Raw genomic sequence first — 12,067 nt, forward strand, 5'->3', positions numbered from 1 at the left:
CTTACGTCACTTGGCGGCAGCGGCAGGAACGTCCTCGCCGAGCAGCTTGCCGTCCGAGGTCTCGAACTGCTTCTTGAACTCCGCGACGGCGTCGTCGATCGCCTGGATCGTGTCGTCCGACATCTTGGCGCCCTCCTTGATGGAGGTCATGAGGCCCTGGTGCTTGCGGTGCAGGAAGTCCAGGAGCTCGCGCTCGAAGCGGCGGATGTCGGCGACCGGTACGTCGTCCATACGGCCGTTGGTGCCGGCCCAGACCGAGACGACCTGGTCCTCGGTGGCCATCGGCTGGTACTGGTTCTGCTTCAGCAGCTCGACCATGCGCTGACCGCGCTCCAGCTGGGCCTTCGACGCGGCGTCCAGGTCGGAACCGAAGGCGGCGAACGCCTCCAGCTCACGGAACTGGGCGAGGTCGACGCGCAGCCGGCCGGAGACCTGGCGCATGGCCTTGTGCTGGGCGGAGCCACCGACGCGGGAGACCGAGATACCGACGTTCAGAGCCGGGCGCTGGCCGGCGTTGAACAGGTCGGACTCCAGGAAGCACTGGCCGTCGGTGATGGAGATGACGTTGGTCGGGATGAACGCCGAGACGTCGTTGGCCTTGGTCTCGACGATCGGCAGGCCGGTCATCGAACCGGCGCCCATGTCGTCGGAGAGCTTGGCGCAGCGCTCCAGCAGGCGGGAGTGCAGGTAGAAGACGTCACCGGGGTAGGCCTCGCGGCCCGGCGGGCGGCGCAGCAGCAGGGACACGGCGCGGTAGGCGTCGGCCTGCTTCGAGAGGTCGTCGAAGATGATCAGGACGTGCTTGCCCGCGTACATCCAGTGCTGGCCGATGGCCGAACCGGTGTACGGCGCCAGGTACTTGAAGCCGGCCGGGTCGGACGCCGGGGCGGCGACGATGGTCGTGTACTCCAGCGCGCCGTTCTCCTCCAGCGCGCGGCGGACCGACGCGATGGTGGAGCCCTTCTGGCCGATGGCGACGTAGATGCAGCGGACCTGCTTCTTCGGGTCGCCGGTGCGCCAGTTGTCGCGCTGGTTGATGATCGTGTCGACGGCCAGGGCGGTCTTGCCGGTCTGACGGTCACCGATGATCAGCTGGCGCTGACCGCGGCCGATCGGGGTCATCGCGTCGACGGCCTTGTAGCCGGTCTCCATCGGCTCGTGCACCGACTTGCGCTGCATGACCGTGGGGGCCTGCAGCTCGAGGGCGCGGCGACCATCGGTCTCGATCTCGCCGAGGCCGTCGATCGGGTTGCCGAGCGGGTCGACGACACGGCCGAGGTAGCCCTCGCCGACCGCGACCGAGAGCACCTCACCGGTGCGCCGCACCGGCTGGCCCTCCTCGATGCCGCTGAACTCACCGAGGACGATGGCACCGATCTCGCGCTCCTCGAGGTTGAGGGCGAGGCCGAGGGTGCCGTCCTCGAACTTCAGCAGTTCGTTGGCCATGGCCGAGGGCAGACCCTCGACCTTCGCGATGCCGTCGCCGGCAAGGGTGACCGTACCGACCTCCTCGCGCGAGGCCGCGTCCGGCTTGTACGACTGGACAAAGTTCTCCAGCGCGTCCCGGATCTCCTCCGGCCGGATCGTGAGCTCCGCCATCTGGGTTCCCTGCTCTCCTTGTTGGGCCCGAAGTTTCTGTGGGGGTCTGGGGGCGACCCCCAGGAATCCTCTGCACGGCCCAACTCGGGCCGTAGTACTGCGTATGGAGTTGCTGCTAGCCCGCCATGCGACGGCGCGCGTCCTCGAGCCGGTCCGCGATCGAACCGTTGATGATCTCGTCACCGACCGTCACCTGGATCCCGCCGAGGACCTCAGGGTCCACGTCGAGGTTCAGGTGCATCTGACGGCCGTAGACCTTGGCCAGCGCGGCACCGAGGCGCCGCTTCTGGGCGTCGCTCAGCGGCACAGCCGAGGTGACCACGGCGACCATGCGGTCACGGCGCGCGGCCGCGAGCTTGGACAGGGACTCGAGTCCCGCTTCCAGGCTACGTCCCCGCGGCGCGGTCACAAGGCGCGTCACCAGACGCTCGGTCGTCACGTTGGCACGGCCGCCGAGCAGCCGGTGCAGCAGCTCGACCTTGGCCGAGGCGCCAACGGCGCGGTCGGTCAGCGCGGCACGCAGCTCGGTGTTGGAGGAGACGATCCGGCTGAACCGGAACAGCTCGTCCTCGACGTCGTCGAGCGCGTCCGCCTTCTCGGCGGCGGTGAGGTCGGCGACATTCGCCAGCTCCTCGAGCGCGTCGACCAGGTCACGCGGCTGCGACCAGCGCGAGCGCACCGTGCCGGACACCAGGTCCAGGGTCGGCCCGGTGACCTGGGCGCCGAGCAGGCGCCGGACCAGTTCGGCCTTGGCCTCGCCGGGCTGCGCCGGGTCGGTCAGGACCCGACGCAGCGACGCCTCGCGGTCGAGCAGCGCGGTGACGGCCGCCAGCTCGTCGGCGAGCTGCGCCGCGTCCACGGACGTGGAGTCCGTCAGCGCGTCCAGACGCTCCCGTGCGGCTGCCAGGGCCTCGCGGCTCGCTCCGTTCATCGCGCGGCCTCGGCCTTCTCCTCGAGCTCGTCGAGGAACCGGTCGATGACGCGGCTCTGGCGGGCGTGGTCGTCGAGGGACTCACCGATCAGCTTGCCGGCCAGCTCGGTGGCGAGCCTGCCGACGTCCTGACGCAGGGCCTGAGCGGCGGCCTTGCGGTCGGCCTCGATCTGCGTGTGACCGGCGGTGACGATCTCTTCACGCTGCCGCTGGCCTTCCGCGCGCATCTCGGCGATGAGGGTGGCGCCCTGCTCCTGCGCCTCCTGGCGCAGACGCGCGGCCTCGTGCCGGGCCTCGGCGAGCTGAGCCTTGTACTGCTCGAGCACGCTCTGGGCCTCGACCTTCATGGCCTCGGCCTCTTCGATGCCGCCTTCGATCGCCGCGCGGCGCTCCTCGAGAACCTTGTTGATGTTCGGAAGCGCCTTCTTCCAGAAGAAGAAGAACACGATGGCGAAGGCGATGGTGCCGACGAGCAGCTCAGGACCCGGCGGGACGAGGGGATTCTGCTTCTCCTCAGCCGCCAACTGAACCAGGGTGGCGATCACATCAGTGCCTTTCGTCGATACGTGCCGGTGAGTATGTGATTACTGACCGAACACGAACGGCATAACGATGCCGATGAGGGCGAGCGCCTCACAGAAGGCGAAGCCGAGGATCTGGTTGGCGCGGATCAGACCGGCCGCCTCGGGCTGACGGGCCAGGGCCTGGGTGCCGTTACCGAAGATGATGCCGATACCGATACCGGGGCCGATGGCGGCGAGGCCGTAACCGATGGAGCCGAGGGAACCGGAGACGCCGGCGGCGAGGTCGATGGCAGCGGACATGCCGTTTCTTCCTTCTCTTTTACGGACCGGTGGGGGTTGGCCACCGGACGACTGGGGTGGTGTGGAGCGGGTGGCGGTCAGTGGTGCTCGGCGAGAGCGCCCTGAACGTAGGAGCAGGCCAGCAGCACGAACACATACGCCTGGACGGCCTGGATGAAGAGTTCGAACATGATCATCACGACGGTCATCGCGAAGGAGACGCCCGCACCGGGGATCATGTAGCTGTTCAGCAGGTACCAGCTGGCGACGGTGAACATCGCGAGCAGCAGGTGGCCGGCGAACATGTTGGCGAACAGTCGCACCGCGTGCGTGAACGGCCGGACGAGGACGTTCGAGAAGAACTCGATGACCACGACGAGCGGCAGCACCGGGCCGAGCGACTTGTCGTAGCCGGTGAGGTTCTTGAATCCGCCGGAGAAGCCGTGGCGCCTGAACGTCATCGTCATCCAGGTCACGTAGACCACGGCGGCGAGCACCGCCGGGTACGCGATGATCGACGACACCGGGAACTGCGCGAGCGGGATCACGGACCAGATGTTCATGATCCAGATGAAGAAGAACAGCGAGACCATCAGCGGGACGTACTTCTCGCCCTCGCGCTTGCCGAGCGTCTCGTAGACGATGCCGCGGCGCACGAAGTCGTAGCCGGCCTCGCCCACCATCTGCAGCTTGCCCGGGACCACCTTGGCCTTGCCGAAGGCCGCCCAGAAGAAGCTGACGACGAGGGCGCTGGTGATGAGGGCGAGCAGCATCACCTTGTTGAACTCGAAGCCGCCAACCGTGGCGAGCGGCTTGAAGAGGAACGAGTGCAGGCCCGGAGCCGGAAAGCCGCACCCGTTGTCGGACAGGATCCGACAACTCCAGTCAAAGGCGAGCTGGGTCTGGTCAGCACTCACCGCGGGCTCCTTCGGCGTGACGCATGGGTACGGCAACCTCGTTGTGTCGGCGCGGCGCGCAGCCGCGGATCGGCACCGGACTGGTGTTACGGATGTGGGGGCGGCTGGGGGGCATAGAGCCTCGCGAATAAGCAGGCGTCAGCTCGGATGCCCGCGCCCGCGATGCCGCAGTTGGCACCGGACGATAGCAGGATCTCTCACACGTCTTTATCCCGGCCCTACCCCTCACGACGGAGAGCCCGCGTTCTGGGACTTCTCGCTGTTCTGGGCGTCCGGTTCGACGTAGAACATCTTGGTCTTCAGGTGCGCACGAGCCTGCGCGGCCATCCACACCACGGTCGCGACGACGAGCGACAGAGCGAACGTCTTCGGGTCGAAGAGAGAGGTGTGCTTGAACAGGCCGACGAAGATCAGCAGCAGCAGGAGCTGAGCGACGTAGAGCATCAGCCCCATGGCCTGAAACAGGTGCGGGAGCGTTTTTGCCGTCCACTGCAGGACGTACAGGCCGAGTCCCATGAACAGGATGGCGAGCGCCGCACCGACGGCCGCGCCGAGCGCCCCGTCGCCCCCCGCGACCACGCCGCTCACGGCGACAGTGATCACGCCGACGGCCGCGGTGGGCACGGCGATCCGCAGAAGGTTCCGGGCGTCATTGGACGGCATGGCGGCAACTCCGCTTACTCAGGGGGCAGGGGTGTCGTCATGGACGAGCGTAGTCCCGGGCCGAGTGGGGTCCACACACCGAGGGGTCCCTTGCTTGGGTCCTTCGGCTCTATCCCGGGTTCTCGTGAACCGTATCACAAACTATTTGATGTGGTCTTTACCTAGGTGCTGTGCGTGCGGTCACACATGAGAGTGAACCCGCGCGTCTGCGCGAGCGTCAGGGTGCCTTGTCTGATATTGGGGGTCTTTGGACCCCCACCTTTTGGCAACGCGTTAGTCAGATTCTTACCTTGGACGCGGTCAACGCGAAGGCTCGGCGTCGTGCCGTTCCAGCCGGGTCCGGGTACTGAGGGCGGTGGCGCCGTTGAGCCCGGAGACACTCGCGGCGACCGGGGTGCGGTGCTCCTGCTCGGGCTCCGTCCGCTCCTCCGCCCCGAACGCCTCGGCGTCCAGGGGACCCAGGACGGCGGGGGCCCGGCGGCGGTAGCGCGGCGGAACGAACGCCTCCGCCCAGCGGGGCGCACGCGGCGTGAACCGCGGCAGCAGAAGCAGGACCAGGCCGACCGCGCTCAGCGCCACGATCCCGAGCACGATCCACAGCGACGCCGAGTTCACGGAGTACCCCAGGGCGCCGAAGGCGATCAGCGCCGACCAGAAGTACATGATCAGCACGGCCCGGCTGTGCGAGTGACCGATCTCCAGGAGCCGGTGGTGCAGATGCCCGCGGTCGGCCGTGAACGGCGACTGGCCCCGCCAGGTGCGGCGCACGATCGCGAGGACGAGGTCGGCGGCCGGGACGGCGATGATCGTCAGCGGGAGCAGCAGCGGGATGTAGACCGGGACGGTCTGGTGGACCGTCGCCCGCTCGGAACCGGAGAAGAGGTTCATCGCGTCCGGGTCCACCTGGCCGGTGATCGAGATGGCCCCGGCAGCGAGCACCAGGCCGATCAGCATCGAGCCCGAGTCGCCCATGAAGATCCGCGCCGGGTGCATGTTGTGCGGCAGGAAGCCCAGGCACATGCCCATCAGGACGGCCGCGAACAGGGTCGCCGGGGCGGCGGCCTCCAGACCGTAGCCGTACCAGATGCGGTAGGCGTACATGAAGAACGCGGCGGCCGCGATGCACACCATGCCGGCGGCGAGGCCGTCGAGGCCGTCGACGAAGTTGACCGCGTTGATCGTGATGACGACCAGCGCCACCGTCAGCAGGGTGCCCTGCCACTGCGTGAGCGCGACCAGGCCGACGCCCGGTACGGGCAGCCACAGGATCGTCAGACCCTGCATGACCATCACGCCCGCGGCGATCATCTGGCCGCCCAGCTTGATCAGGGCGTCGATCTCGAACTTGTCGTCCAGGACACCGATGAGCCAGATGAGCGCGGCGCCCGACAGCAGCGCCCGCGGCTCGTTCGACTTCGCGAAGACCTCGTTGAGGCTCTTGAGGTGGTCGGCGACCAGCAGGCCCGCGCACAGGCCGAAGAACATGGCGATACCGCCGAGCCGGGGGGTCGGTTCCCGATGCACGTCACGGGCCCGGATCTCCGGCATGGCTCCGGCCACGATCGCGAACTTGCGTACCGGCCCTGTCAGCAGATACGTCACCGCGGCCGTGATGCAGAGCGTCAGCAGGTATTCACGCACGGGCATCCCCACAGATCTCGCTGAACATCCTCAGCCCCACAGCCTAGCTTCGCGTGCATACGGTTGAGGACTAACGGGTAGCGACGATGGTTGCACGGGTGGCTGTGCACTCCGCTCCGCCTACCCACTACGGGCCGGGATACGGCGGAAATCTTCCGGTGAGCTCCCGCACTTCTTCACGCACCTTCTTGCTGTCCGCCTCGTCCCGCAGCACGGCCGCGAACAATTCCGCGATGTACGTCATCTCGGCCTCGCCCATGCCCTGCGTGGTCAGAGCGGCGGTGCCCAGGCGCAGGCCGCGGGCGTCGCCGTGAGGAAGCGCACACGTGTCGAGGATCATGCCGGCCGCCGTGAGCCGCCCCCGCGCGGTACGGCCGTCCACGCCCAGCGGGGCGGGGTCCACCGTCAGCAGATGGGTGTCGGTGCCGCCGGTGATGATCGCCAGCCCCTCCGCACCGAGGGCCGCCGCGAGACAACGGGCGTTGATCACCACCTGGTGCGCGTACACGGCGAACGGCTCCGTCGCCGCCTCCCGGAACGCGACGGCCTTGGCGGCGATGGCGTGCATCTGCGCTCCGCCCTGGGTGAAGGGGAAGACGGCCCGGTCCACGCGCTCGGCGAGTTCGCTCCCGCACAGGATCATGCCGCCGCGCGGGCCGCGCAGCACCTTGTGCGTGGTGGCGCAGACGACGTCGGCGTACGGCACCGGGCTGGGCGCCGCGCCGCCGGCGACCAGGCCGATCGGGTGGGCGGCGTCGGCGATGAGGTAGGCGCCCACCTCGTCGGCGACCTCCCGGAAGAAGGCGTAGTCGATGTGCCGCGGATAGGCGATGGACCCGCAGACGATGGCCTTGGGGCGGTGGGTACGGGCGAGGGTGCGCACCTGCTCGTGGTCGATGAGCCCGGAGTCCGCCTCCACCCCGTAGCCGACGAAGTCGAACCAGCGGCCCGAGAAGTTGGCGGGCGAGCCGTGCGTGAGATGGCCGCCGTACGGCAGCCCCAGGGCGAGCACGGTGTCGCCGGGCCTGAGCAGTGCGGCGTACGCGGCGAGCACCGCGGACGATCCCGAGTGCGGCTGCACATTGGCGTGCTCGGCCCCGAACAGTGCCTTCGCCCGCTCCACGGCGATGCGTTCGGCCATGTCGACGATCTCGCACCCGGCGTGGTAGCGGGCGCCGGGGTAGCCCTCGGCGTACTTGTTGGCGAGCGGGGAGCCGAGGGCGGCGAGCACCGCCGGCGAGGTGAAGTTCTCCGCCGCGATGAGCTGCAGCGTCGTCGACTGCCTGTCGAGTTCCCCGAGGAGGATCTCGGCCAGCTCGGGGTCCTGCCGCTGCAGGACGTCGGCCTCGAGGGTGTGCGTGACCGCCATGGTGGGCTCCGGGCGTCGGGAACGTACGTCCAATGTAGGCCAGGGGCCCCGGGCCCGCCGGTCACCGCGTCCGCGCGGGTACCCCGATGGGCCCTGACAGGGTCCCCCGTCCGCACGCACAGGGGGCCGTGGCGCCTTGGCCGTACCGCCCCGGACACGGGAGGGCCTGCCCCCTTCCCGCGCGCACCGGGGCTGCGGCGCGCGGCCGTCCCGACGGGCACGGGCGTCGCCTGCGAAGAAGTCGTGGATCGCGGATCGGGCCTGGGCCCTGATCAGGCCCGGGCCCGGACGCCCGTCAGGGCCGTCACCACCGGGTCCAGCGCCTGGTGGATCTCGTCCCCGATCGAACGGAAGAACGGCAGCGGTGCCCCATACGGGTCGAAGACCTCGTCCGCCTCGACCGTGGGGGCGAGGAGCCAGCCGCGCAGGGCCGCCGCGGCCCGGACCAGGGCGCGGGCACGGGCGACCACGCCGTCCTCCAGCGGAGGCAGCGTGGCGGGGTCTATCGCGCGTACGAGGCGGGTGAACTCCTTCAGCGTGAAGGTGCGCAGGCCCGCCGAGTGGCCCATGGAGATGACCTGGGCGCGGTGGTCGCGGGTCGCGGTCAGGACCAGGTCGGCGCGGATCACGTGCTCGTCCAGGAGTTCCCGGCCGACGAAGCCGGAGGGGTCCGCACCGAAGTCGGCGAGGACCGTCTCCGCGTTCGCCTCCATGGGCGCGCCCTCGTGGCCCCAGGTGCCCGCGCTCTCCACGATCAGCCCGCCCCACAAGGGGTCGCCGAGCCGGTCCGCCAGGGCATGCCGGGTCAGCCGCTCGGTGATCGGCGAGCGGCACACGTTGCCGGTGCTGACGTGGAGGATGCGGAAGGTGTCACGGTGAAGCCCCACCTGTGCCGGGCTCCCCGTCTCGTCCCCGTTGCCTATGCCACGCCCCGCGTCAGGGGCTGTCAATTCGCCACCTCGAGGTCGGGGACCACCTTGCGCAGCTCCTCGGCCGACAGCGCGCCCTGGCGCAGCAGGACCGGCACCTTGCCCGTGACGTCGACGATGGACGACGGCACGTTGCCGGGCGTCGGGCCGCCGTCGAGGTAGACGGAGACCGAGTCGCCGAGCATCTCCTGCGCGGCGTCGCAGGTCTCCGGTGCGGGGTGGCCGGTCAGGTTCGCGGAGGAGACGGCCATGGGGCCGACCTCGGTCAGCAGCTCGATGGCGACCGGGTGCAGCGGCATGCGCACGGCGACGGTGCCACGGGTGTCCCCCAGGTCCCACTGCAGGGACGGCTGGTGCCTGGCGACGAGCGTGAGGGCGCCCGGCCAGAACGCGTCGACCAGCTCCCAGGCCATCTCCGAGAAGTCCGTGACGAGGCCGTGCAGGGTGTTCGGGGAGCCGATGAGGACGGGCGTGGGCATGTTACGGCCCCGGCCCTTGGCCTGGAGCAGGTCGCTCACGGCCTCCGAGGAGAACGCGTCGGCGCCGATGCCGTACACGGTGTCGGTCGGCAGCACCACGAGTTCGCCACGGCGGACGGCGGACGCGGCTTCGCGCAGACCGGTCGTGCGGTCGGTCGCGTCGTTGGTGTCGTATCGCCGTGCCATCTTCAGCTGGCCTCCTCGTACACGTACTGCTGCGGAAAGAGAGTCTTCGGGGTGCTCACGGCAGCGCCCTGCGGGCGGTCGCGAAGCGGGGGCGGTTGTTGAGGTCGGGGTGATCGGCCGCGTCGGCCCAGCCCCGCTCCTCGGTGAAGATCCACGGCACCTGGCCGCCCTGGGTGTCGGCGTGCTCGATGACGACGACACCGCCGGGGCGCAGCAGCCGGTGCGCGGTGCGCTCCAGGCCGCGGATGAGGTCGAGGCCGTCCTCGCCGGAGAAGAGGGCCATCTCCGGGTCGTGGTCGCGGGCCTCGGGAGCGACGTACTCCCATTCGGTCAGCGGGATGTACGGCGGGTTGGAGATCACGAGGTCGACCTGGCCGTCCAGGTCGCGGAAGGCCGCAAGGGCATCCCCCTGGCGCAGGTCGACCCGGGAGCCTTCCATGTTCTTGCGTGTCCACTGGAGGGCTTCCTCGGACAGCTCCACGGCGTGGACACGGGACCGCGGCACCTCCTGGGCCAGGGCGAGCGCGATGGCTCCCGAGCCGGTGCACAGGTCCACGATCAGCGGCTCGACGACGTCCATCGCGCGCACCGCGTCTATGGCCCAGCCGACGACCGACTCGGTCTCCGGGCGCGGGACGAACACCCCGGGCCCGACCTGGAGTTCCAGGTACCGGAAGTAGGCGCGTCCGGTGATGTGCTGGAGCGGTTCGCGGGCCTCGCGGCGGGCGATGACCTCCCAGTAGCGGGCGTCGAAGTCCGAGTCCTTGACGGTGTGCAGCTGGCCCCGCCTGACGCCGTGCACGAACGCGGCGAGTTCCTCCGCGTCGTTGCGCGGCGAGGGCACGCCGGCGTCGGCCAGCCGCTGGGTGGCCTGGGCCACCTCCGCGAGCAGCACACTGCGGGGGCTTGAGGGTCGCCCCCCAAAATCTTGCTGCACGCTGGTCCTCCGATTGTGTACGTGCCTTACGCGGCCGCGAGCTTGGCGGCCGAGTCCGCGTCGACGCAGGCCTGGATCACCGCGTCGAGGTCGCCGTCCAGGACCTGGTCCAGGTTGTACGCCTTGAAGCCGACACGGTGGTCCGAGATGCGGTTCTCCGGGAAGTTGTAGGTGCGGATCTTCTCGGAGCGGTCGACGGTGCGGACCTGGCTGCGGCGGGCGTCCGCGGCCTCCTTCTCCGCTTCCTCCTGCGCCATGGCCAGCAGCCTGGAGCGCAGGATACGCATCGCCTGCTGCTTGTTCTGCAGCTGGCTCTTCTCGTTCTGGCAGGAGGCGACGACCCCGGTGGGAACGTGCGTGATGCGCACCGCGGAGTCGGTCGTGTTGACGGACTGGCCGCCGGGGCCCGAGGAGCGGTAGACGTCGATACGGAGGTCGTTCGGGTTGATCTCGACGTCGACCTCCTCCGCCTCCGGCGTGACCAGCACACCGGCCGCGGAGGTGTGGATACGGCCCTGCGACTCGGTCGCGGGCACGCGCTGCACACGGTGCACCCCGCCCTCGTACTTCAGGCGGGCCCACACGCCCTGGCCGGGCTCCAGCTGACCGCGGGTCTTCACGGCGACCTGGACGTCCTTGTAGCCGCCGAGCTCGGAGTCGGTGGAGTCGATGATCTCGGTCTTCCAGCCGACGCGTTCGGCGTAGCGCAGGTACATGCGCAGCAGGTCGCCGGCAAACAGGGCGGACTCGTCGCCGCCCGCGCCCGCCTTGATCTCGAGGATCACATCCTTGTCGTCGCTGGGGTCCCGCGGGACGAGCAGGAGGCGCAGCTTCTCGGTCAGACCCTCGCGCTGCTTCTCCAGGTCCCTGACCTCGGCGGCGAAGTCCGGGTCGTCGGCGGCCAGTTCGCGCGCGGTCTCGATGTCGTCGCCGACCTGCTTCCAGGAGTGGTACGTGGCGACGATCGGGCTCAGCTCGGCATAGCGCTTGTTGAGCTTGCGTGCGTTGGCCTGGTCGGCGTGGACCGACGGATCGGCGAGCTTCTTCTCCAGGTCGGCGTGTTCACCGACCAGTTCCTCGACCGCCTCGAACATCTCCGGCTCCCATGGGATGTCCCCGTCCGGCCTGGACATGGGGACGTATGTACGACGAACAGTGGCTGCACCGCAAAGCGCCGGTCCCGGCGCCCCCGCTTCGGCGTGCGAAAAGGGGGCGCCGGAGACCGGCGCTGTGGGCTCGCTACTTCTTGGCAGCGGCAGCCTTGCCGAAGCGGGCCTCGAAGCGGGCCACACGGCCACCGGTGTCGAGGATCTTCTGCTTACCCGTGTAGAACGGGTGGCACTCGGAGCAGACCTCGGCCCGGATGGTGCCGGACTGGATGGTGCTGCGAGTGGTGAACGACGCGCCACAGGTGCAGCTGACCTGCGTCTCGACGTACTCGGGGTGGATGTCGCGCTTCAAGGTGTCTCCTAGGTTCATGGAGGGCGCCGGGTCGCCGCCGCGGGATACGGGAGCGTGAACCGGAGCCGACGTACCAGTCTGCCAGGACTGGCCGCATCCCCCAAAACCGGGGGCACAAGTGATCTATTCCCACTACCGCCCGGAGCCCCGGG

Annotated in this window: 13 protein-coding genes; all 13 read right to left on the reverse strand. The window is 69.3% G+C overall.

The features are described 5' to 3' along the window. Positions 1 to 6: 6 nt before the first annotated feature. Complete coding sequence (gene atpA, locus ABZ904_RS31710) at positions 7 to 1,599, reverse strand: F0F1 ATP synthase subunit alpha (RefSeq protein WP_360995037.1); 1,593 nt, start codon at positions 1,597 to 1,599, stop codon at positions 7 to 9. 115 nt (positions 1,600 to 1,714) lie between these two features. Continuing rightward, positions 1,715 to 2,530 carry a F0F1 ATP synthase subunit delta gene (locus tag ABZ904_RS31715; protein ID WP_360995034.1) on the reverse strand — a complete coding sequence of 272 codons (816 nt, stop codon included), beginning with the start codon at positions 2,528 to 2,530 and terminating at the stop codon, positions 1,715 to 1,717. Continuing rightward, positions 2,527 to 3,075 (reverse strand): F0F1 ATP synthase subunit B, encoded by a 549-nt coding sequence (locus ABZ904_RS31720; protein WP_360995031.1) that lies wholly within the window; start codon positions 3,073 to 3,075, stop codon positions 2,527 to 2,529. The genes ABZ904_RS31715 and ABZ904_RS31720 overlap by 4 nt, the downstream gene beginning before the upstream one ends. A gap of 39 nt (positions 3,076 to 3,114) precedes the next feature. Beyond that, entirely contained in the window at positions 3,115 to 3,354 is a 240-nt protein-coding gene (gene atpE / locus ABZ904_RS31725) for an ATP synthase F0 subunit C (RefSeq protein WP_046591560.1), read from the reverse strand. Between the two features lie 77 nt (positions 3,355 to 3,431). Next, positions 3,432 to 4,202, reverse strand: coding sequence for a F0F1 ATP synthase subunit A (gene atpB / locus ABZ904_RS31730; protein WP_360995115.1), 771 nt, complete (start codon positions 4,200 to 4,202; stop codon positions 3,432 to 3,434). Positions 4,203 to 4,475: 273 nt separating this feature from the next. Continuing rightward, positions 4,476 to 4,913, reverse strand: coding sequence for a hypothetical protein (locus ABZ904_RS31735; protein WP_360995028.1), 438 nt, complete (start codon positions 4,911 to 4,913; stop codon positions 4,476 to 4,478). A gap of 300 nt (positions 4,914 to 5,213) precedes the next feature. Continuing rightward, a complete protein-coding gene (locus ABZ904_RS31740) occupies positions 5,214 to 6,554 on the reverse strand; it encodes an MraY family glycosyltransferase (RefSeq protein ID WP_360995112.1) in 1,341 nt (446 codons plus the stop codon). A 127-nt stretch (positions 6,555 to 6,681) separates the two neighbouring features. Next, positions 6,682 to 7,923, reverse strand: coding sequence for a serine hydroxymethyltransferase (glyA, locus tag ABZ904_RS31745; RefSeq protein ID WP_361827092.1), 1,242 nt, complete (start codon positions 7,921 to 7,923; stop codon positions 6,682 to 6,684). A gap of 272 nt (positions 7,924 to 8,195) precedes the next feature. Continuing rightward, positions 8,196 to 8,873: a protein-tyrosine-phosphatase gene (locus ABZ904_RS31750; RefSeq protein WP_360995022.1), complete on the reverse strand. Its 678-nt coding sequence runs from the start codon at positions 8,871 to 8,873 to the stop codon at positions 8,196 to 8,198. Then, positions 8,870 to 9,517 carry an L-threonylcarbamoyladenylate synthase gene (locus tag ABZ904_RS31755; RefSeq protein ID WP_359395459.1) on the reverse strand — a complete coding sequence of 216 codons (648 nt, stop codon included), beginning with the start codon at positions 9,515 to 9,517 and terminating at the stop codon, positions 8,870 to 8,872. Before ABZ904_RS31755 ends, ABZ904_RS31750 begins: the two co-directional genes overlap by 4 nt. A 55-nt stretch (positions 9,518 to 9,572) precedes the next feature. Next, positions 9,573 to 10,412, reverse strand: a complete 840-nt coding sequence (gene prmC, locus ABZ904_RS31760; RefSeq protein ID WP_359395461.1) for a peptide chain release factor N(5)-glutamine methyltransferase — start codon at positions 10,410 to 10,412, stop codon at positions 9,573 to 9,575. Between the two features lie 68 nt (positions 10,413 to 10,480). Continuing rightward, positions 10,481 to 11,548, reverse strand: a complete 1,068-nt coding sequence (gene prfA, locus ABZ904_RS31765; RefSeq protein WP_359395592.1) for a peptide chain release factor 1 — start codon at positions 11,546 to 11,548, stop codon at positions 10,481 to 10,483. A gap of 145 nt (positions 11,549 to 11,693) precedes the next feature. Next, the gene (rpmE, locus tag ABZ904_RS31770; protein ID WP_006142443.1) at positions 11,694 to 11,915 is read right to left on the reverse strand and encodes a 50S ribosomal protein L31; all 222 of its coding nucleotides are present in this window, start codon (positions 11,913 to 11,915) and stop codon (positions 11,694 to 11,696) included. Positions 11,916 to 12,067: the final 152 nt, after the last annotated feature.

It is taken from the genome of Streptomyces sp. NPDC046900 (genome assembly GCF_040644975.1).
Taxonomy (GTDB): Bacteria; Actinomycetota; Actinomycetes; order Streptomycetales; family Streptomycetaceae; genus Streptomyces.

Bases quoted from the DNA above. Each gene is read 5' to 3' on its own strand.
- atpE (WP_046591560.1), bottom strand. From the start codon at position 3,354: ATGTCCGCTGCCATCGACCTCGCCGCCGGCGTCTCCGGTTCCCTCGGC.
- ABZ904_RS31735 (WP_360995028.1), bottom strand. From the start codon at position 4,913: ATGCCGTCCAATGACGCCCGGAACCTTCTGCGGATCGCCGTGCCCACC.
- ABZ904_RS31755 (WP_359395459.1), bottom strand. From the start codon at position 9,517: ATGGCACGGCGATACGACACCAACGACGCGACCGACCGCACGACCGGT.
- atpA (WP_360995037.1), bottom strand. From the start codon at position 1,599: ATGGCGGAGCTCACGATCCGGCCGGAGGAGATCCGGGACGCGCTGGAG.
- glyA (WP_361827092.1), bottom strand. From the start codon at position 7,923: ATGGCGGTCACGCACACCCTCGAGGCCGACGTCCTGCAGCGGCAGGAC.
- prfA (WP_359395592.1), bottom strand. From the start codon at position 11,548: ATGTTCGAGGCGGTCGAGGAACTGGTCGGTGAACACGCCGACCTGGAG.
- ABZ904_RS31715 (WP_360995034.1), bottom strand. From the start codon at position 2,530: ATGAACGGAGCGAGCCGCGAGGCCCTGGCAGCCGCACGGGAGCGTCTG.